Source organism: Flavihumibacter sp. ZG627 (genome assembly GCF_000814325.1).
In the GTDB taxonomy this organism is placed as follows: Bacteria; Bacteroidota; Bacteroidia; order Chitinophagales; family Chitinophagaceae; genus Flavihumibacter.
Genome location: NZ_JPHF01000004.1, coordinates 416,277 through 437,363 on the forward strand (window position 1 = coordinate 416,277; position 21,087 = coordinate 437,363).

The following is a 21,087-nucleotide window of genomic DNA, read 5'->3' on the forward strand; positions in this document are numbered from 1 at the left end:
TTTGGTTAGTTTTTAAGAATTTTGCATTTCTATTATAAAATATACAAAATGAGCAATAGCCCCAGTACACTGTTCGATAAAGTGTGGGATTCGCATGTGGTGCGTAAGATCCAGGATGGCCCCGATGTGTTTTTCATCGATCGTCATTTTATTCATGAAGTAACAAGTCCGGTTGCATTCCTCGGTCTAGAAACGCGTGGACTAAAAGTTATGTTCCCCGAGAAAACTTTTGCCACGGCCGATCATAATACACCTACTATCAACCAGCACCTTCCTGTTGAAGATCCATTGTCTGCCAAACAATTAAAAGCACTTGAAACCAACTCTGCCAAATATGGCATATCGCATTGGGGACTGGGGAATCCAAAGAATGGTATTGTGCATGTTGTTGGTCCGGAGAACGGCATAACCTTACCGGGCATGACCATCGTTTGTGGTGATTCACACACTTCAACGCATGGGGCATTCGGCGCTATTGCATTTGGGATAGGAACCTCCGAGGTGGAGATGGTACTTTCCTCACAATGTATCATGCAGCCAAAGCCAAAGAAAATGCGGATCAATGTGAATGGTACCCTGAACAAAGGCGTTACCCCAAAAGATGTGATCCTCTATATTATCTCAAAACTATCCGCCGCCGGGGCAACTGGTTATTTCGTGGAATATGCGGGGGAGGTGTTTGAAAACATGAGTATGGAAGGCAGGATGACCGTGTGCAATATGAGCATTGAGATGGGTGCCCGTGGTGGAATGATTGCTCCTGATGAAACTACCTTTAATTATATAAAGGGAAGGGAGAAAGCACCTAAGGGAGAAGCCTGGGAGAGGGATCTGGCCTACTGGAAAACGCTCAAAACAGATGAAGGAGCAAGCTTCGACATCGAATATTCTTATGATGCTTCCGATATTGAACCAATGATCACCTTTGGTACCAATCCAGGAATGGGAATAGGTATCTCCCAACATATACCCGTATCTGCCGAAACAGGTAGTGGAAAATCAAGCTATGAGAAATCGCTTAACTACATGGGATTCCATGAAGATGATGCCATGCTGGGAAAGAAAGTGGATTATGTTTTTATTGGTAGTTGCACAAATGGTCGCATTGAAGATTTCAGAGCTTTTGCGTCTATTATTAAAGGCAGGAAAAAAGCTGATAATGTTACAGCCTGGATAGTTCCCGGATCGCATATTGTGGAGCAGCAAATTAAAGAAGAAGGAATACTTGATATCCTGACCGAAGCCGGGTTCCAGCTCCGCCAGCCAGGATGCAGCGCATGCCTTGCCATGAATGATGATAAGATACCTGCCGGTAAATATGCAGTGAGTACCAGTAACCGGAATTTCGAGGGCAGGCAGGGGCCTGGTGCACGTACCATGCTTGCCAGTCCGCTTGTTGCAGCAGCGGCAGCAGTAACCGGCGTTGTAACTGATCCAAGGGAATTACTTTAATGCATCAAACATCTAATTAAACTTATGGCTTACGATAAATTCACTATACTCACCAGTTCTGCGGTACCCATGCCCATAGAAAATGTTGATACCGACCAGATCATACCGGCACGCTTCCTTAAAGCAACGGAAAGAAAAGGTTTTGGAGATAACCTGTTCCGCGACTGGCGATACAATTCTGACAATACACCAAAACAGGATTTTATCCTCAACAACCCCATCTATTCGGGAAAGATTCTGGTAGCGGGAAAAAATTTTGGAAGTGGCAGCAGCCGGGAACATGCAGCATGGGCCATTTATGATTATGGCTTCCGCTGTGTCGTTTCAAGTTTTTTTGCTGATATCTTCAAGGGCAATGCCCTGAATATTGGGATCCTGCCAGTTCAGGTAAGTCCGGAATTCCTCGACAGGATATTCAGTGCAATAGAAGCTGATCCTCATACAGAACTAGAAATAAACCTGCCACAACAAAGCATAACCATTTTAGCCACCGGAGAGTCAGCATCTTTTGATATCAATGGATATAAAAAAGACAACATGACCAATGGTTATGACGACATTGATTACCTGCAGGCAATGAAGGAAGAGATACAGGCTTTTGCTTCAAAAAGTTTATACTAAAATAGTAATCCGCAAGAGCATAATGCCCCAGTCAAGAAGAATGATCGAAATAATGGATACCACACTTCGCGATGGTGAACAAACCAGCGGAGTATCTTTTTCTGCTTCAGAAAAACTAACCATTGCGCAGTTACTCTTAACTGAAGTAAAAGTGGATCGTATTGAAATTGCGTCGGCACGTGTATCAGAAGGTGAGTTTGATGCAGTTAAAAAAATAACGAAGTGGGCAAAAGCAAAAGGCTTACTTAATAAAGTGGAAGTGCTCACATTTGTTGATGGTGATGTATCAGTACAATGGATGATCAGGGCCGGAGCAAAGGTGATGAACCTGTTGACAAAGGGATCACTCAACCATCTCACCCATCAACTTAAGAAAAAGCCGGAGGAGCATTTTTCGGATGTTGCAGGAGTTCTTGCACTAGCAAAAAAGAAAGGGCTGGAAGCTAATGTTTACCTGGAAGACTGGAGCAATGGAATGCGGCATTCCCGTGACTATGTTTTTCAATACCTCGATTTCCTGGTTACCCAGCCGTTAAAGAGGATCATGCTTCCTGATACACTTGGCGTACTCACCCCTGCAGAAGTTTATGATTATGTATCAGAGATCGTAAAACGTTATCCCGGAATCCATTTTGATTTTCACGCCCATAATGATTATGACCTGGGTACTGCCAATGTACTTGAAGGAGTGAAAGCAGGTGCACATGGTCTTCACCTAACCATTAACGGTATGGGTGAAAGAGCGGGTAATGCACCACTAGCCAGTGCGATAGCTGTTATTAATGATTTCATGCCAAATGTTAAAACAGGGGTTGTAGAAAAATCCCTGTACACGGTAAGCAAGTTGGTAGAAGCTTTTTCCGGCTTTCGTATTCCGGTGAACAAACCGGTGGTGGGAGAAAATGTATTTACCCAAACAGCCGGCATTCATGCAGATGGCGACAAAAAGAATAAACTCTACTTCAGTGACCTGATGCCGGAGCGTTTTGGCAGGCAGCGTAAATATGCACTTGGCAAAACCAGCGGTAAAGCAAATATTGAAAATAACCTTGCCCAACTGGGAATAGAATTATCCGATCATGACCTTAAGAAAGTTACCCAGCGTATCATAGAACTGGGAGATCGAAAAGAAGTAGTAACGCAGGCAGATCTTCCCTATATCATATCGGATGTGCTGGATAGCAATACCATCGAAGAGAAAGTGCGGATAGAAAATTATGTGCTGACGCATGCAAAAAATCTCAACCCATCCGTAACCCTTCAGATTTGCATGAATGGTGAATTCTTCGAGGAGCAGGCACAGGGTGACGGACAGTACGATGCCTTTATGAACGCTCTGAAAAAAGTATATAAACAGAAAAAAATTGAACTACCCCTGCTAACGGATTACGCAGTTCGCATTCCCCCTGGGGGAAAAAGTGATGCTTTATGTGAAACCATTATAACCTGGCGGGAGCATAATAATAAAGAATTTAAGACAAGGGGTCTTGACAGTGATCAAACAGTTTCAGCTATAAAAGCTACGCAGAAAATGCTGAATATCATCCCGCATCCCTAAATTTCAGAATAACTATTTCATTAATTATTAAGCATGGCAACAAAACATATTTTGATCGTACCCGGAGATGGGATCGGACAGGAAGTAACAGCAGTAGGAAAAAAGGTACTTGATAGAATAGCAGAAAAATTTGGTCATACATTTACGTACGATGAGGCGCTGATTGGTCATGTGGCAATTGAAGCCACGGGTAATCCCTTACCCGATGAATCACTTGAAAAAATGCGCAAATCGGATGCTGTACTTTTTGGCGCAGTGGGCCATCCCAAATATGATAATGACCCTTCTGCTAAAGTGAGGCCGGAACAAGGTTTATTAAAAATGCGTAAAGAACTGGGACTCTATGCCAATCTCCGTCCTATCAAATTATTCGATGAATTACTGGATGCTTCCAGTATTAAACCAGAAATACTGAAAGGTGCTGATATCCTTTTCTTCCGTGAACTCACAGGCGATATTTATTTCGGTGAGAAGGGTCGTAAAAACAATGGCGACACTGCCTTTGATGTTGCGGAATATAGCCGCTATGAAGTGGAGCGCATTGCACGAAAGGCTTTTGATGCTGCCCGCACCAGAAGGAAAAAACTCTGTTCGGTGGATAAGGCAAATGTTCTGGAAACATCAAGATTATGGCGCGAAGTTATTCAGCAGGTTGCTCCTGAATATCCTGATGTAGAAGTGGAACACCAGTTTGTTGATGCAACTGCAATGTTATTAATAAAAGATCCTCGTCGTTTTGATGTTGTTGTAACCGCAAATCTTTTTGGCGATATACTCACTGATGAGGCGTCGCAGATAGCCGGATCGATGGGTATGCTGGCAAGTGCTTCCATTGGCGATGGAACAGGAGTTTATGAACCCATCCACGGTTCAGCACATGATATCACAGGTAAGGGACTCGCAAATCCATTAGCATCTATTCTATCCGCAGCTTTGTTGCTTGATATATCTTTTGGTATGAAAACAGAATCCGAAACAATCATCAACGCAGTTGATAAGGTACTCAAAGATGGATTCCGCACCCGCGATATAGCGGATACAAAAACGCAATCCAACATGATCCTTGGAACCGACGCAATGGGTGAAGCTGTATTGAAATTCATCTAATCAGGTCTTGTACAATCATCCACCAAATATAAAATGGATGTATAGTTTTTCCTGACGGCCTCCGATAATGCAATCTCACAGGTTTTTCCACTTGAGTAATACCCATCATATACCATTTCGCTAACCTCCGCTGCTTCTTCGGCAGTAGCGGAGGCCGTAAGCTCCGGAAATAGAAAACCCCTGTCACCTGCCATTCCGCAACATCCGGCATGCAGGGGAACAACCACTTCATCAGCACACTGCTTCGCTATATCTTTGAATACTTCATTCAATCCCATTTTCTCTAAAGAACAAACAGGGTGTAGGACAATGGATTTTTTCTTCCGGTGAATTGTAGTCCCGGGAAGCACCATGTCACGCAAATATTCCACACTATCCAGTATCCTGAGAGCCCTGAATTTTTCTTTGTTAGGAGTGGAAAGAATTGAATAGGAATTATACAATGACTGGGTACAGGAACTAATATCCAATACAACAGGCAATTTTCCGGAATCAGTCCATGAATAAATCTTTTCAATAGTTTTATTGGCTATTAGTATATAAGCATCATTAAATCCTTTAGAGGAAAATATTTGTCCGCAGCAGGATCCGTGAATATCATCAGGAATGATCACCTCAATACCCGCATTTGTAGATGCAGCAATAAATACATCGATAATATTTTTGCGTGGATCAGACGCATCACCCATCACCCTGTTAATACAAGCGGGGAAATATAGGATCTTCGATTTCCCGGAAACTGTATGAAGAGTGGGTTTATAAATCCCTGGCCGTCGTTTGGATGGTGCGGCTTGTAGCTGATTATTCCATAGAGGAAATGTTGGTATCAGTTTTCGTAACACAACTGTAAAACGGCGCATTGTTTGATCCCCAAAAATGGAATTGATGAAGGAGCCAGCCTTAAGGCCAAAATAAACCGCCTTTTCAATCAACCTGAAGTTGCGGGCTACAAAAGCTACCATATTCTTTTGATGTGGAAGATGGTTTTCACTGCGTAGTCGTTTTACCAGTGAACCTGTATTGATATCAACAGGACATGCAGCTGCACAAAGTCCATCCACTGCGCAGGTGTCAAGACCATCATATTGATATTGTTCCAATAACAGCTTATGCCTGCTATGATTTCCACTTGTTGTAAGCCTGCGGAGCTCCCTGCGCACCACAATTCGCTGCCGGGGAGTTAGAGTTATATTTCTACTTGGACATCGGTGTTCGCAAAAACCACATTCTATGCATTTATCTACTTCTTCTTCAACCCGTGGAAGATCTTTAAGGTCCTTTGTATGTGCCGCCAGATCAGCATTTATTATTACTCCCGGATTAAGCAAATTATGCGGATCAATCACCTGCTTAAGCTCTTTCATGATGGCATACAATTCGCCTCCCCACTCTGCTTCCACAAAAGGAGCCATATTTCTACCTGTACCATGTTCCGCCTTGAGTGCTCCATCGTACCTGTTCACTACCAGGTGTACCACATCACGTATGAAGAGATCATAACGTTTGATCTCATCACTGCTATCGAAAGCCTGTGTAACAACGAAATGGATATTCCCATCCTTGGCATGCCCGAATATGATTGCATCCTGGTAACCATGAATTTTGAAAAGTTTCTGCAGGTCTGCAATAGCATTACCCAGCATCTCAACCGGAAAGGCGATATCCTCCAGAATGACCGTCGTACCACTTGCACGAACAGCTCCTACTGCCGGAAACATTCCTTTCCTGATTTTCCACAGGAAGGCCTGTTCCTTTTTATCGGTGGTAAAAAGTGCGGGAAATAATAGGCTGAGTTCCGGTGAAAGTCGATTGAATGCATCCATCTGCTCCTGAAGCAGCTCCTTTTTATAAGCCTGGAATTCCACCAAAAGCGCAGCAGCCGGGGCAGGTAATGTTCTAACTATTGCCGGAACACCTTCTAAACTATCCACCGATCTTAAGGCAGACCGATCCATGAGTTCAACAGCTTCCGCACCCAGCATTTTCAGTGGAGGGATGGCATCACAAGCGCGATATATATCAGTAAAATATAACATCGCTGTGGCTTTCTCCGGGTAATCGGGAACAGTTTCTAATACAGCTTCAGAAATGAATCCAAGTGTACCCTCTCCTCCTATTAACATGTGCGCAAGAATATCAAGAGGATCCGAAAAATCTACAAAGGCATTTATAGAATAACCAACCGTATTTTTTGTTTTATACTTCCTCCGGATTTTTTCGAACAATGTTTTATCTGCATGAATATGTTCTCTTAATTCAAGCAGCTTTTTATAAATATCAGCACACTCATATTTGAAACGTCCATAGTCATCTTTGTTCTCAGTAGAATATGCTTTCCCGTTTGGGAGAATGAATTTTATATAGCGGGTTGTATGATAGGAATTCTTGCTAACACCGCAGCACATACCACTGGCATTATTGGAAAGTATGCCACCCATCATGGCAGAACTTATGCTTGCCGGGTCGGGACCAATTTTTTTTCCAAGTGCCTTCAGCTTTGCATTTACCATGGCGCCAATAGCACCTGGTTGTACACGAATGCGATCCCCATTTAAATCCTCAATCTTTATTCCATTCCAGTGCTGACTGATATCAACAAGAATACCATCTGTAATGGATTGTCCCGACAGGCTGGTACCCGCTGCCCTGAATGTTATGGGAATACCATGTTGTTTTGAAAATGCAAAAAGGGCTTTAATCTCTTCTTCAGATACCGGTTGTACAACTGCCTTAGGAAGGAGATAATAAAATCCCGCATCAGGTGCATAAGAAACCAGGTCTATAAGTCTCGATTTGATCCTTGACACCGGAATGATAACTTCAAGAGCTTTCCCCGTTTCGGTTTTATCATGCTTATTCATCAATTTGAAACTAAATATTTTGACCAGGCACCTTAATTGTTCTATTTAATACAGTATAAAATTACTAATAAGATTAGCTTTTTATTACATTTAACCCTTGCTCCATCATTGCTCTATCATTGCTCCATCGGAGCTCTATAATTGCACCATCCGCAACTGCTAATTATTTTATCAAAAAAGCTATACACCCGCAGTAATATACAACTGCTGATGGCTGTTTCCAAATATGTATCGTCCTCGCTTAATCATAGCTGTGAGCGCTTAATACGGTGTAGTCAACAGCATGAATTTCGATGCCGGAAATAAATTGTTTAATTTTTCATGATAAATACCATTTATGGATATCAAAGATCTTCGCCTTGCTGTACTTATAGATGCAGACAATGTACCTTCTTCACATGTAAAGGAAATGTTCGAAGAAATTGCCAAATATGGTACGCCTACTTTCAAAAGGATATATGCGGACTGGACTAAACCGCATGTATCGGGATGGAAAAATGTATTACTTGAAAATGCGATCACACCCGTTCAGCAATACAGCTATTCTACGGGAAAGAATTCAAGCGACAGCGCCCTGATAATTGATGCCATGGATATTTTATATACAGGCAAAGTAGATGGGTTCTGCATCGTTTCAAGTGATAGTGATTTTACCAGGCTGGCTACAAGGCTGCGGGAAGCGGGAATGGCAGTTATAGGGATTGGCGAAAAGAAAACCCTTACCCCTTTTATTTCTGCATGTGATAAGTTTATATACATGGAAATCTTAAAGGGAAGTTCGAAAGATCAGTCTCCTGAAAAAAGTAAAAAGCAGGTAGCGAAAGAAAAGGTAAACATCGATGAACCCATTAATAAAATAGATCACAAACTGATAAGGATTCTCACGGACAGCATTTCTGATATTGCAGATGAAACGGGTTGGGCCTTCCTGGGCGAATTAGGCAGCATGCTGATCAAGAAAATGCCGGATTTTGATTCCAGGAACTATGGATTTGATAAATTACTTCCGCTGATCAAAAGCCTTGATACCCGCTTTGAAATTGATGAAAGAGAAACGGGAAGAAAAAATATCCGCCATATTTATGTTAAGGTAAAATAATTGGTGCCCCTTATGAAGATCCTGAACATTGTTTTCACCATGCTTTTCCTCCTGTTTGCAGCGCTTCAATGGAATGATCCGGATCCGCTGATATGGATTCCAATTTATCTCTATGCTGCCGTATTAACATTCCTCGCAGCGCGCAGGAAATACTATCCCCGACTCTATTTGCTGGGAATAGGTATTTACCTTTTATATGCTTTATACCTTTTTTTTGAAAAGAATGGGGTGTTATCATGGGCTACGGAACATGATGCAGAGAACCTCGTAGAAACGATGCAGGCTTCAAAACCATGGATCGAGTCAACCCGTGAATTTGGCGGTCTTCTCTTTGTAATTATTGCATTGCTTCTTAATTACCGGGCACAAAAAAAGGGCCCTGGTTGAAGAGGGCCCTTTAAGTTAATTTCTTAACTCATTCCTTTAATCCGATCACTGGAAGCGATTTTTCCCGAACCATTTTATTGAATGCTTCCAACTCCACAGTCTTTATTTTTTTCAATTTATTCAATGCTTCATCACTAAGCCTGGCTAACTCAGCATAAACATCACGACTCTGTTTGCTGGGCGCCATATTACCACTGTTAGCGGCATCAAATACACCCGACAGCTTATCATTCAGCCTGATCGGAAAGTTCAGTACATCCTGGAAACTTTTAGCCTTCGTTTGGTATAGAGTTTCTTCAATAGACGTGAGTTGTTTTCCAATGGTATCAGCCATTGACTTCACTTCTTTCGGAACATCTTTTCCCTGGCGACCGATGAAATCTGTAAGCTGTGTACGCAGTGAACGAATATCTTTTATGGCCTTCTGCACTTCGTTGAATTTGCCCTGGACTTCTCTCAGAAAACTGAACTGGGCTTCGTAATCGGCAGCTGTGATCTTATAATTCGGATCTGCCTTTACAACAAAAGGCACTTCAACAGAATCAGCCCCCACTTTAACCCTGGCAAAATAATTTCCTGGCGGGGCTACGATATTACCTGGTAATCCATTCCAAAGGATCATCCCATCAATTTTCTCACTTGCGGGATATTGAAGGTTCCACACAAATCGATTCATCCCCTTGCTGATATCAAGTTTGTCTTCTTTGGCACCAGTTGCAAATGTCTTTATGATTTTTTTATCCCTGTCAAGAATCGTTATAGCGGCCTTTGTGCTGTCTGTAACATTGCTGATATAATAATTGATAACAGCTCCGGCGGGTGGATTATCACCTGCATTCCTTGGAATTCCACCCCTGAATCCTCCGGAAGATTGCAATCGCCAAACCGGGTTTACAGGTAAAACATGCATTGCTTTTTTCAGAAGACCAGCATCATATTGCTGCACAGTAGTGAGGTCATCAAGCACCCAGAAAGCCCTGCCCTGGGTTGCTACAACCAGATCGTTTTCCTTGATGGTGAGATCAGTTATAGGAACAACGGGTAGGTTTAACTGGAAGGGACGCCAGTTTATTCCATCATCATAACTGATATACATTCCATACTCAGTACCGGCATAAAGCAATCCATCTCTTTTCGGATCTGCACGCATCACCCTTGTAAAATGCATCCTGTTAATTCCGTTGGTAATCAGTTTCCAACTCTTGCCATAATCCTCTGTCTTATAAATGTAGGGTGCAAAATCATCAAGTTTATATCTGGTGCCCGTGATGTAGGCAGTACCCTTTTTGGTGGGATGTGTTTCAATGGCATTCCACATTATCCACTTTGGCGCACCTGTTGGCGTTACATTATCCCAGTTCTTACCACCATCTTTACTTACATGTATAAGACCATCATCCGACCCTGTCCATAACAGGTCTTTTTCAAGAGCGCTTTCTGCTGCAGTAAAAATTGTACAGTAGTATTCAACAGAAGTATTGTCTTTAGTAATGGGTCCGCCGCTGGGGCCCTGTTTGCTTTTGTCATTAGTTGTTAGGTCGGGCGATATCTGTTCCCAGCTCGCGCCTTCATTTTCCGTTACAAATAATGCGTTACCGGCACAATAGAGGCGTTTTGGATTATGTGGTGAAAAGAATATAGGGAAGTTCCATTGAAAGCGATATTTCAAAACATCGGCACCTGCACCCATCGGATTGTCGGGCCAAACGGTGATAGCCCTGTTCTCACCTGTGCGATGATCTAATCTCGACAGGTAACCGCCGTAGTTTCCACCATATACAATATCCGGGTTTTGTGGATCTGCTACAACATATCCACTCTCTGCGCCTGCTGTTTCTTCCCAGTCCTTATCAGTGATGGCAGCACCATAGGTCCGGCTTCGGATCCGAAAGGTTGAATTATCCTGTTGTGCACCCAGAATGCGGTAAGGGAAACTATTGTCTGTGCTTACACGATAGATCTGGGAGGTAGGCTGGTTCATATAAGTGCTCCAGTTTGTGCCTCCATCATAACTTACCTGGGCACCACCATCATCGGCAACAATCATGCGATTTCCATCTTCAGGATCAATCCACAGATCATGGTGGTCACCATGGGGGGTTCTCACACTCTGGAAAGTTTTACCTCCATCTCTGCTGCGCATGAAGCCAACATTTGGCGCGTATACCAGGTTTTCATTCTTTGGATCCACATACACTTTAGTATAATACCAGGCCCTCTGGCGAATATTATTATCACTGCTCTGCAAGGTCCAGCTAACACCCGCATCATTGCTTACATATAATCCACCATCTGCATTCTCAAAAATTGCATATACTTTATCGGGATTAGAAGGGGCAACTGCCACGCCAACAATACCCCATACGCCTTTAGGCAAACCTTTTGATGCAGTAATATTCTGCCAGGTTTCTCCGCCATCAATTGATTTCCATAGTCCGCTGCCTTCGCCTCCACTTTCCAGACTATAAGGTGTTCTGATAAGTCGCCATGTTCCGGCAAAAAATACCTGCGGATTTCCAGGTTCCATCACCAGGTCTGAAGCACCAGTCTGGTTGTTAACATATAATGTCCGCTTCCAGGTTTTGCCACCATCCGTTGTTTTGTAAACGCCTCTTTCCTCATTTGGACCAAAAAGATGACCCATCACCGCGGCCCAAACTATATCGGGGTTACGCGGATGTATCACCAGCCTGATGATATGACGGCCATCTTTCAAACCAATATTACGCCAGCTCCTGCCCCCGTCATCACTACGCCATACACCTCCAAGGCCTTCTGCCACATTACCTCGCATGGTGTTTTCACCTTCACCTACATAAATCACATTCTCATCAGATGGAGCAACCGCCACCGCACCAATTGTTCCACCGAAATACTTGTCGGATATGTTCTTCCAGTTGCTGCCACCATCGGTGGTCTTCCATACTCCCCCACCTGTTGCACCCATAAAAAATGTTTGCTTATTGGTGTAAGAACCCGCCACCGCGGCGGAGCGTCCACCACGCCAGGGGCCAATAAGCCGGTACTTTGCCTGGGAGAAAATAGTTTCATCTGCAGCTTGTGCATTGTCAGGACTTTTCTGTTGCTTTTTCTGGCCAAAGGAAGCTATTGCCAGCAATAGAAAGCTACCAATCAGTAATGATCTCATATGTGTTGTAATTGTTAGTTCCCTTTTGAGTAGAACCCAATTTACGATAAAAACAAACTGCCGGCCCAAAGGACCGGCAGTTATCTACCGCATATCTTCAACCGCAGAAGATCAGTTTCCGGTTTTATCTTTCAGTGCATCGGGGGTTTTCACCCCCTCCTTAGAAAGCGCCAGCCGAACTTTATCCGAATACTGACGGCTGATCTTAGCATGTTCTGACCGGGCTGTGGAAAGCTGTCCTTTCAAAACATTTATACGCTCCAACTGAAGATTGCTTGGCCTCGACTCCTGGCCTGCAACGGCGCCATATACTTCACTGATCCTTTCTCTTAATTGTTCTTCATCCGCAAAAATAGACTTCTGCTTTGTAGCTAATAAAGTAGCTCTTAATGTTTCCAGAGAACTGGTATAATCGCGGAGTAATTTCTTAACCTTATCGCTCTTCACTTTTTCACCATTTTTCTTCAACAACTGCTGTTCTTCATTAATGCTTGAAATGAGTGCGTTGATATCAGCCTGCATGGTATAGAGATCCATAGCCGCAGCATAGCGTGCTTCAAGATCTTCCTTGCTGAAATTCTTATTGCCCTCATCATGAACTACCACCATCTTATCGGTATACTCCTTCTCCCCAACTTTTAATTTCAGCGTATACTCACCAGGCATCACCATAGGTGCTACAAATGCTCCATAATCCATTTTGGCGCCACCTGCGGCAGGCTTAATGGGAGTCATCCGCATATTCCAGTAAACTTTATTTATGCCCTTGCGCTTAGAACCTGGTACCGTTTGTACCAGCTTTCCCGCTGCATCATAAATATCAAGTTTTACATCGCCGGTCATAACCCGCTCTTTGAGGTAATACTGCACAGCAGGTAAACTGGCAGGATTTCCTGCTGTCCATCCTCCCGTTGGAGGAAAACCTCCATCTCCAAATTTACCGGAACTCAGCGGCACTGGTTTATTGGAAAATACATGCACATCTTTCTCAAGAATGCCTGCCGTCAATCCGCGCATGGGGGAGATATCATCCACGATTATTATCCCGCGGCCATGCGTTCCGATCACCAGGTCATTGGTTACAGGATGTATTGCAATATCACGAACCAGTGAATAGTCGGGTATCCGGTTTTTCATCCTGAACCAACTACCTCCGCCATCTACGCTTGCGAATAATCCCATTTCTGTTCCCAGAAAAAGTAATTCAGGATTCACCAGGTCTTCTTTTATCTTATGTGCAAACCCGGTAAAATCCTCACTGGCAAACATTTTCCAGGTTTTACCCATATCTTCTGAACGAGCAGCCCATGTTTTATGATCACCATACATATGGTTGTCAAATGTTGCATAGATAACATTCCTGTTAAACCTTCCGGGTTCCACACTGCTTACCCAGGTTTGAGCCGGGATGCCTGCAGCAGCAATATTGGCCGACACATTGGTCCAGTTTTTTCCGCCGTCTGTTGTGTACTGAAGGTTACCATCATCTGTTCCGACCCATATTAGATTTTCATCAAGGGGAGATTCTGCTATAGTAAAAATAGTGGTGTGATTTTCTGCTGATGTATTGTCTGCACTTAAGCCGCCACTGTTTTCCTGTTCCTGTTTTTTCTTGTCATTGGTTGTAAGATCAGGAGAAATGCGTGTCCAGTTAGTTCCTTTATCAGTGCTTTTAAAAAGAAACTGTGCACCACAATAAAGGTTTTTCGGATTATTCTGTCCGATATGAATTGGCGTGTTCCAGTTCCATCTGAGTTTAGCGTCATTTGATCCTGCCTGTGGCTTAATGGTTACACTCTTTAAGGTTTTGAGATTTACCCTTCCCATATTTCCGCCCTGGTATTCGGCGTAAGCAATATCAGGGTCAAGGGGGTCGGGTATGGTCCAGAATCCATCACCACCATATATTGCCTTCCAGTCGCCATTTTGTACGCCCCCCGCCGCTGCCGAAGGAGCAACCCAGCTACCATTATCCTGCAATCCACCGTATATTCTATATGGCTGCTGGTTGTCCACCGCTACATGGTAAAATTGACCTACCGGCAGATTACTCGCAAAAATCCAGGTAGCTCCCCTGTCCATACTGATATAAACTCCTCCATCCGTTCCCAGGTACATCTGGTTGGTATAGTTTGGGTTTATCCAAAGGGCATGGTGATCGGAATGCACCCAGCCGCCTTCATTACTCGCATCCGCGAAAGAATATCCGCCATCATCAGAGTAAGAGAAAGAAAAAGCCGGACGGTAAACGCGTTTGTGATCTTTTGGATCAACTACTAGTGTGCTGAAATAAAATGGCCTTGATACCACGTTCAGGGTAGCACTCTGTTCTTTCCAGTTCTCTCCGCCATCGGCAGATATATAGAGCTTGGTTTCTTTTGCTTCAACAATTGCGAGCAGGTTTTGCGGAGCACTCGGAGCAAGGGCAAGCGCCACCCTTCCAAACGGTTTGGCGGGCAGGCCTTTTGTCAGCTCCTTCCAGGTTTTTCCACCATCAATACTTTTATATACACCACTTCCACTACCCCCCGAATTAAACAGATAAGGTAGCCTCCTGAATTCCCAGGTAGTGGCATATACTGTATTCGGATTCTGTGGATCAACAGAAACATCAGCACAACCGGCCTTCTCTGATATATACAAAACCTTGTCCCAGTTTTTTCCGCCATCTGAAGATTTATACAAACCACGGTGTTTGCTTTCGCTCCATAGTGGGCCTGGTGCTGCTACATAAATATTATTGGAGTTGGATGGATCAATAACCACTTTAGAAATATGTTCTGTACTATCAAGTCCCACGCGCGACCAGTTATCGCCGCCATCAGTGGTTTTGTATAATCCAACACCTATGGAAACACTGTTACGCATATTGCTTTCGCCCGTTCCAACAAAAACAGTACGTGGATTTTTCTGATCGATGGCAATGGCTCCTATGCTCTGGCAATACTTATCAAATACAGGCTTGAAAGATGCGCCGGCATTGGTCGTTTTCCAAACACCACCCCCGGCTGTTCCTACATAAATCGTTTTACTGTCGGCATTTACACCTTCAATTGCTGTGATACGTCCACTCATGGTTCCAGGGCCCATCCAGCGGGCTTCCATGGTACCAAAGGTGGCGGAACTTACTTTAGTTTGTGCATGAAGGTTAGTTGCTGTAATAGCAACAACTGCAAGGAGAAGAATTCTCTGCATAGCGGTATAGGTTTGGTTAAATGAACAAGCCCGGATAGTGGTCCGGGCTTGAAGCTATATGATCAGAAATTAGTTCGAAGGTTTGAAGGTAGAATCAGCAACGGGCTTGTTGATCTCTACTTTAGTGATGGTCATATCAGCCATCATACCAGGGCCCATTGGCAAAGAAATGGACATCGGTATAACAATACCTTCAGGCATTTTTTTATAATTGCTGAATGCAGTTGTCATCTCCACTTCCTGTCCGTTCACATTATTCTTACTAATTGCCTTAATGAGATAGTAAGAAGCAGGATCAAGAAAATAGGTTTCTTCCTTACCGCTCTTATGCGTGATCTTGAGTTTGTGACACTCTGTTCCATCCACATCTTCTTTACCAAGATACTCTACATTATGTCCCTTATCCTTGTAATCAACAAGAGCACCCTGTGTATCATACTGATCTGCTCCTTTCTTTACCATTTCTTCAGTCATTGGTTCGGCCTGTGCCTGTCCCTGAAATGGCATATAGCTCCATCCACCTGTTGGTGTCATGATCTGGTATCCGGTCATCCCCATAACAGATATGTCCTGCCGACTTCCCTTACCATGCACAACGGTTGCGGTAACCAACACATCAGCACCCTGAACAGACATATTACCTTCCGTTATAACAGAGCTTACTTTTTTCCAATTCTCTTTACCTCCAATGGCATCAAGGTATTTATTGACCACCTCATCAGCTGTTTGCGCGTAGGAGGTGAAAGCCCCCAGAACAGCAGTGATACCTAATAGCGCCAGTTTCATCGTTTTCATGTGATGTGCTTTTGTAGTTTTCACAAATGTATAAGTATTTATACCTATTAGTATCCCGTCCATCCATTTCATTACACCGATTTACCGATTTTTTATATAATTAATGGTGATTGGGTAAATTGCGATGATAAACAAGGCTTTATGGAAAATATCATCCAGGGTAATATTGTTGACATCCCGGCCCGTAATATATTTTTCGGGGAATTACACCTGGAGGGAAGCCGTATTGCCAGGGTAAAAAAGCTCTCGGATGGTATCAATACTGCCGCGCCCTTTGTTTGTGCCGGTTTCATAGATGCCCATGTACATATTGAAAGCTCCATGCTGGTTCCCTCTTCTTTTGGCCGCCTGGCAGTTGTACATGGAACGGTGGCCTCCATCTCCGACCCGCATGAAATCGCAAATGTTTGTGGCATTGAAGGAGTACTCTTTATGATCAGGAATGGCGAGAAATCACCTTTCAAATTCCATTTTGGCGCTCCCTCCTGCGTGCCCGCAACAGCGTTTGAAACCGCCGGTGCCACGCTGGATGCTGCTGCCGTAGCACAATTGCTCGACCGCGATGATATTTATTATTTAAGTGAGATGATGAACTTTCCCGGGGTGCTGCAGGGAGATCCGGAAGTGATGGCGAAAATTGATGCTGCCAAAAAGCGTGCAAAGCCTGTAGACGGTCATGCACCAGGCTTAAGAGGCGAAGAGGCTGCAGAATACATTGCAGCGGGCATAAGTACTGACCATGAGTGCTTCACACCAGATGAGGCACGTGAAAAACTGGTGCATGGTATGCATATCCTCATCCGCGAAGGAAGCGCCGCAAAAAATTTCGAAGCACTGATCGGCCTGCTGCATGAATTCCCCGACCATATCATGTTTTGTACGGACGACAAGCATCCCGATAGCCTCGTGAATGGACATATCGACCAGCTTTGCGCGCGTGCAATTGACCATGAAGTGGATGTTTTCCATATTTTGCAGGCAGCCTGTATCAATCCTGTGTTGCATTATAATATGAATGTGGGACTATTGAGGGAAGGAGATCCGGCAGACTTTATCCTCCTGAATGACCTTGAGAATTTTGATGTGCTTGAAACATGGATTGAAGGACAAATGGTTGCCAAAAATGGAGAGTCATTACTGGAACATATAGCCGAAGAACCAATCAATCATTTTGATTGCAAACCCCGCGTGTTGGAGGATCTTTTTATTGCTGCCGATAAAGACCCGATGCCGGCTATCGAAGCTATGGACGGACAATTAATAACGAAGACCCTTCCCCTTACAGCCGATGATCTTGTTGTGGAAAATGGAGGCTATGTTTCCAATGTTAAGAAAGACCTCCTGAAACTGGTTGTGGTAAACCGTTATAAGGAGGCACCTGCGGCAGCCTGTTTTATAAAGCATTTTGGTCTGAAACAAGGCGCAATTGCTTCCTCTGTTGCACATGACTCGCACAATATTATTGCCGTGGGGGTTGATGATGCATCTATATGCGAAGCAATAAACCTGGTTATAGCCGAACGTGGTGGAATCAGTTGCTTTAGTGGAAACAAATCCATGGTTTTGCCATTACCGGTAGCCGGTCTTATGAGTACCGACGATGGCTATGAAGTTGCGGCAGCATATACAAAGATAGACCTGATGGCAAAAGACCTGGGATCTTTACTGGGCGCACCTTTCATGACATTATCCTTTATGGCTCTGTTGGTGATTCCGGAACTCAAGTTGAGTGATAAAGGTTTGTTCAATGGTATGGATTTTACTTTTATAGAGCGTTAGTCAAACATTTTCACCGACTGCCATCCCCATTTCACCGACTTCTGACGGCGATTCCCCTAAACGCCCTTGCCAGCGCTGCGCCCTTAACCTAGTTTTGGTTAAAACTTATAACAATGGATACGCAGGAAACAAAAAAACCTTATTCAACCGGCAATGATTGGTCTGCATCGCGCCAGAACAGATCAAATGGCGCCATAGTCGGAATTTTCCTTGTGCTCATCGGCGTATTATCGATAGCCAGGAAAATGGGAGCGCCAATGCCGGAATATATATTCACCTGGCCGATGCTGCTGATAGGAATCGGTTTGGTTGTAGGAATACAAACAAGGTTCCGTTCAATCGGATGGCTGATCCCTATCCTTATCGGAAGTTTTTTTCTTCTTGACGATGTCTTTCCCCAATTCCTTCCGCGGGATTTTTTCTTGCCGGCAGCGTTGATAGTAGTGGGTATCCTGTTCATTTTTGGTCGTTCTGGTAAAAACATGTTCTGCAGCAAACCCAACCAGCAAACGGGTACAGGAGAAAACGTTACCGGCAGCAGTGATTTTGAGGGGGCTGCAGCGTCAGATGATCTGAGTGACCGCATGAATGAATCGGTAATATTTGGCAACGTGCGCAAGAACGTTATTTCAAAACACTTTACAGGCGGTGAAGTATCCGCTGTTTTTGCAGGCGCGGAGATCAACTTATTACATGGCGATCTTGCCCCGGGTGCCAAACTGGAACTGAATGCTGTATTTGGTGGAATCAAACTGATCGTGCCTTCCCACTGGCAGATAAAGCTGAAATCAAATGCTGTTCTTGGTGGCGTGGAAGATAAGCGCCCAAGGCATACCATTTATTCTGATAAGATACTCATTCTTGAAGCCAATGCCGTTTTCGGTGGTATCGAAATCCAGAGCTACTAACTTATCCATTAACCAAAACTTCAACCAAAACCTTAACTATGAACTGGTATATAGCCATGGTGGTGTATGAGATCATATGTGGTAACGGAAACCATTGTCCGCAGTTTGATGAACAGGTAAGATTGATCAGGGCAACAGATCATTCAGATGCCCTTAATATGGCCAACGAACTCGGAGAGCAGGAAGCATTTAGCTTTACAGATCAGCACCAACGACTGGTGCAATGGAAATTTCTTGCAGTAACAGAACTGATGCCGCTAAGAGAGATGACCCATGGAGCTGAGATATTCAATCATATAATTGAGATCGAACATCCTGATGGATACCGTGAAAAGATCCTTAACCGATCAAATGCCATCCTTCAAACCCAAACTGATGCCATCCATTCCTTTTAACAATACTTCACTCAGGGTCATAACAGGCATTCTTATTTTCATGTTATGGCAAATGAATTTTTTTGCACTACTGCAAATGGGATTCGGCCTGCAGGTGAGCTTTACAGACTCTATCGTGAATGTGCTGATGCTCAGCCTGGCAAGTATGACAATTATTCAGACCTTTCGGTACTATCATCCAAATCCCTCCCAATTCTGGATCATCCTGCTGTTGGGACTGGTATTTTCCATCCTCTTCAATATTGCCGCAAAACTGGTGCTGCAGGCAATTCTTAAAGACAACAGCGAATACATCCGGTTCCTTAATGAGAGTACTTTCCTGAGAGGAACATTTGCACTGCTTATGGTGGAATGGATGATAATCCTGAACCTTCTCTGGAACATGCTGAAGCAGGAAATTAAACAGCGAAACATGCTTGAAGAAACCATGGTGCTGGCACGTGAGGCAGAGTTATATAAATTGCGGCAACAACTCCAGCCACATTTTCTTTTTAACAGCCTTAACAGCATCAATGCACTTGTTGGCAGCAAGCCGGAAGAAGCAAGAAAAATGATAGAGCAGCTATCCACTTTTTTGCGATCAACAATAAACCGCAAGGAAGATGACCTGGTGCCGCTAACTGAAGAAATGGAACAGATCGATAGATATCTTGAAATTGAAAAGCTGAGATTCGGCCATCGATTGAATACCAATATCAGCATTGGTGAAAACTGCGATAAGGCCCTTCTTCCCCCATTATTGCTGCAACCAGTTGTAGAAAATGCTATAAAATTCGGTTTATACGATACCCTTGAGGATGTTACGATTAGCATAGAAACTGAATGCATGGAAGGATTTCTCCAGGTAACTGTATCCAATCCATTTGACCCTACATCCACTGTATCCAGGAAAGGCACAGGGTTTGGTTTAACTGCAGTGCAGCGAAGGCTATACCTGCTCTTTGGCAGACAGGATCTTCTACTCGTGCATCCGGAAGAGAATAACTATATCACTACTATCAAAATTCCGCAGACAAATGTATAAAGCCATTCTTATTGATGATGAACCACTGGCTTCAATGATTGTGAAGGAATACCTGGAACAGTATCCTCAAATTGAGGTGATACAGGTTTGCCAGAATGGATTTGAAGGATTGAAAGCCATTCAGCAATCAAATCCCCACCTGGTATTTCTTGATATCCAGATGCCCAAGATCAATGGCTTTGAAATGCTGGAATTAATTGACCAGCCCCCTTCAATAATTTTCACCACCGCCTTTGATGAATATGCCATCCGGGCTTTTGAACAGAATGCCGTTGATTATTTACTGAAGCCATTAACCTTTGAACGCTTTAAAAAAGCTGTAGATAAATTTCTTCAACAACAGGCAAAGCAAATGGATGAGCAGGAAAATCAAACACCTGAACATACGCAATCTCTCCTCGCAACTGCCAGTCTATCGCCACAGCAAATTGACAGGATCGTAATAAGAGAAAATAATAATATCCGCATTATACCGGTTGAGGAAATACAATATGTTGAAGCTGCTGATGATTATGTGCGTATAGTTACACAGTCAGGCAGTTGGCTGAAGAACCGCACCATGGCTACGATAGAGAAACAGTTACCTGCCCACCGGTTTGTTCGCATTCATAGATCATGCATCGTGAACATTAGAGAGATAACACGGTTACACCCACACGAAAAAGAAAGCTGGATGGCCATTCTAAGGAATGGCAAACAGCTCCCGGTTAGTAAAACGGGTTATCCGAAACTTAAGGCCCAGCTTGGTATCTGATAAT

General features: G+C 43.7%; 15 protein-coding genes. 11 read left to right on the top strand and 4 right to left on the bottom strand.

Going from position 1 to position 21,087, the window contains the following annotated elements:
* The first annotated feature begins 48 nt into the window (after window positions 1-48).
* Genes leuC through leuB form a run of 4 tightly spaced genes read left to right on the top strand, consistent with a single transcriptional unit; the run spans window position 49 to window position 4,738 of the window.
* The gene (leuC, locus tag HY58_RS11400) at window positions 49-1,452 is read left to right on the top strand and encodes a 3-isopropylmalate dehydratase large subunit (RefSeq protein WP_039131850.1); all 1,404 of its coding nucleotides are present in this window, start codon (window positions 49-51) and stop codon (window positions 1,450-1,452) included.
* Window positions 1,453-1,476: 24 nt separating this feature from the next.
* Entirely contained in the window at window positions 1,477-2,073 is a 597-nt protein-coding gene (gene leuD / locus HY58_RS11405) for a 3-isopropylmalate dehydratase small subunit (protein WP_039131853.1), read from the top strand.
* A gap of 22 nt (window positions 2,074-2,095) precedes the next feature.
* The gene (locus tag HY58_RS11410) at window positions 2,096-3,631 is read left to right on the top strand and encodes an alpha-isopropylmalate synthase regulatory domain-containing protein (RefSeq protein ID WP_039131854.1); all 1,536 of its coding nucleotides are present in this window, start codon (window positions 2,096-2,098) and stop codon (window positions 3,629-3,631) included.
* Between the two features lie 33 nt (window positions 3,632-3,664).
* Window positions 3,665-4,738, top strand: coding sequence for a 3-isopropylmalate dehydrogenase (gene leuB / locus HY58_RS11415; protein WP_039131856.1), 1,074 nt, complete (start codon window positions 3,665-3,667; stop codon window positions 4,736-4,738).
* Here the strand turns inward: leuB and HY58_RS11420 are convergent.
* Window positions 4,735-7,599 (bottom strand): FAD-binding and (Fe-S)-binding domain-containing protein, encoded by a 2,865-nt coding sequence (locus tag HY58_RS11420; RefSeq protein WP_039131857.1) that lies wholly within the window; start codon window positions 7,597-7,599, stop codon window positions 4,735-4,737. The two genes, leuB and HY58_RS11420, sit on opposite strands and share 4 nt — an antisense overlap.
* 337 nt (window positions 7,600-7,936) lie before the next feature.
* Here HY58_RS11420 and HY58_RS11425 point away from each other — a divergent pair, with 337 nt between their 5' ends.
* Together HY58_RS11425 and HY58_RS11430 are read left to right on the top strand one after the other, a co-directional pair.
* The gene (locus HY58_RS11425; RefSeq protein WP_039131859.1) at window positions 7,937-8,698 is read left to right on the top strand and encodes an NYN domain-containing protein; all 762 of its coding nucleotides are present in this window, start codon (window positions 7,937-7,939) and stop codon (window positions 8,696-8,698) included.
* 12 nt (window positions 8,699-8,710) lie between these two features.
* Complete coding sequence (locus HY58_RS11430; protein ID WP_039131862.1) at window positions 8,711-9,085, top strand: transmembrane 220 family protein; 375 nt, start codon at window positions 8,711-8,713, stop codon at window positions 9,083-9,085.
* Window positions 9,086-9,113: 28 nt separating this feature from the next.
* Here HY58_RS11430 and HY58_RS11435 read toward each other — a convergent pair whose 3' ends face one another.
* The 3 genes from HY58_RS11435 to HY58_RS11445 all read right to left on the bottom strand — a co-directional run bounded on the left by HY58_RS11435 (window position 9,114) and on the right by HY58_RS11445 (window position 16,295).
* Complete coding sequence (locus HY58_RS11435) at window positions 9,114-12,233, bottom strand: sialidase family protein (RefSeq protein ID WP_039131864.1); 3,120 nt, start codon at window positions 12,231-12,233, stop codon at window positions 9,114-9,116.
* Window positions 12,234-12,344: 111 nt separating this feature from the next.
* Window positions 12,345-15,428, bottom strand: a complete 3,084-nt coding sequence (locus HY58_RS11440; protein ID WP_039131866.1) for a sialidase family protein — start codon at window positions 15,426-15,428, stop codon at window positions 12,345-12,347.
* A 69-nt stretch (window positions 15,429-15,497) separates the two neighbouring features.
* A complete protein-coding gene (locus HY58_RS11445; protein ID WP_156123661.1) occupies window positions 15,498-16,295 on the bottom strand; it encodes a hypothetical protein in 798 nt (265 codons plus the stop codon).
* Window positions 16,296-16,364: 69 nt separating this feature from the next.
* Here HY58_RS11445 and ade point away from each other — a divergent pair, with 69 nt between their 5' ends.
* The 5 genes from ade (at window position 16,365) to HY58_RS11470 (ending at window position 21,083) form a co-directional block, all read left to right on the top strand.
* Entirely contained in the window at window positions 16,365-18,002 is a 1,638-nt protein-coding gene (ade, locus tag HY58_RS11450) for an adenine deaminase (protein ID WP_039131870.1), read from the top strand.
* A 113-nt stretch (window positions 18,003-18,115) separates the two neighbouring features.
* Window positions 18,116-18,910 (top strand): LiaI-LiaF-like domain-containing protein, encoded by a 795-nt coding sequence (locus HY58_RS18900; RefSeq protein ID WP_052324066.1) that lies wholly within the window; start codon window positions 18,116-18,118, stop codon window positions 18,908-18,910.
* A gap of 38 nt (window positions 18,911-18,948) precedes the next feature.
* Window positions 18,949-19,305 (top strand): DUF4288 domain-containing protein, encoded by a 357-nt coding sequence (locus HY58_RS11460; protein WP_039131874.1) that lies wholly within the window; start codon window positions 18,949-18,951, stop codon window positions 19,303-19,305.
* Window positions 19,262-20,329: a sensor histidine kinase gene (locus HY58_RS11465; protein WP_172644650.1), complete on the top strand. Its 1,068-nt coding sequence runs from the start codon at window positions 19,262-19,264 to the stop codon at window positions 20,327-20,329. The genes HY58_RS11460 and HY58_RS11465 overlap by 44 nt, the downstream gene beginning before the upstream one ends.
* Entirely contained in the window at window positions 20,322-21,083 is a 762-nt protein-coding gene (locus HY58_RS11470; RefSeq protein ID WP_039131881.1) for a LytTR family DNA-binding domain-containing protein, read from the top strand. Before HY58_RS11465 ends, HY58_RS11470 begins: the two co-directional genes overlap by 8 nt.
* The last annotated feature ends 4 nt before the right edge of the window (window positions 21,084-21,087 follow it).

Excerpts from the sequence above, each read along its gene's own strand:
- HY58_RS11445 (WP_156123661.1), bottom strand. The coding sequence starts at position 16,295 with ATGAAATGGATGGACGGGATACTAATAGGTATAAATACTTATACATTT.
- HY58_RS11425 (WP_039131859.1), top strand. The coding sequence starts at position 7,937 with ATGGATATCAAAGATCTTCGCCTTGCTGTACTTATAGATGCAGACAAT.
- HY58_RS11470 (WP_039131881.1), top strand. The coding sequence starts at position 20,322 with ATGTATAAAGCCATTCTTATTGATGATGAACCACTGGCTTCAATGATT.
- ade (WP_039131870.1), top strand. The coding sequence starts at position 16,365 with ATGGAAAATATCATCCAGGGTAATATTGTTGACATCCCGGCCCGTAAT.
- HY58_RS11465 (WP_172644650.1), top strand. The coding sequence starts at position 19,262 with ATGCCATCCTTCAAACCCAAACTGATGCCATCCATTCCTTTTAACAAT.
- HY58_RS11420 (WP_039131857.1), bottom strand. The coding sequence starts at position 7,599 with ATGAATAAGCATGATAAAACCGAAACGGGGAAAGCTCTTGAAGTTATC.
- HY58_RS18900 (WP_052324066.1), top strand. The coding sequence starts at position 18,116 with ATGGATACGCAGGAAACAAAAAAACCTTATTCAACCGGCAATGATTGG.
- leuC (WP_039131850.1), top strand. The coding sequence starts at position 49 with ATGAGCAATAGCCCCAGTACACTGTTCGATAAAGTGTGGGATTCGCAT.
- HY58_RS11435 (WP_039131864.1), bottom strand. The coding sequence starts at position 12,233 with ATGAGATCATTACTGATTGGTAGCTTTCTATTGCTGGCAATAGCTTCC.
- HY58_RS11410 (WP_039131854.1), top strand. The coding sequence starts at position 2,096 with ATGCCCCAGTCAAGAAGAATGATCGAAATAATGGATACCACACTTCGC.
- HY58_RS11430 (WP_039131862.1), top strand. The coding sequence starts at position 8,711 with ATGAAGATCCTGAACATTGTTTTCACCATGCTTTTCCTCCTGTTTGCA.
- leuB (WP_039131856.1), top strand. The coding sequence starts at position 3,665 with ATGGCAACAAAACATATTTTGATCGTACCCGGAGATGGGATCGGACAG.
- HY58_RS11440 (WP_039131866.1), bottom strand. The coding sequence starts at position 15,428 with ATGCAGAGAATTCTTCTCCTTGCAGTTGTTGCTATTACAGCAACTAAC.
- HY58_RS11460 (WP_039131874.1), top strand. The coding sequence starts at position 18,949 with ATGAACTGGTATATAGCCATGGTGGTGTATGAGATCATATGTGGTAAC.
- leuD (WP_039131853.1), top strand. The coding sequence starts at position 1,477 with ATGGCTTACGATAAATTCACTATACTCACCAGTTCTGCGGTACCCATG.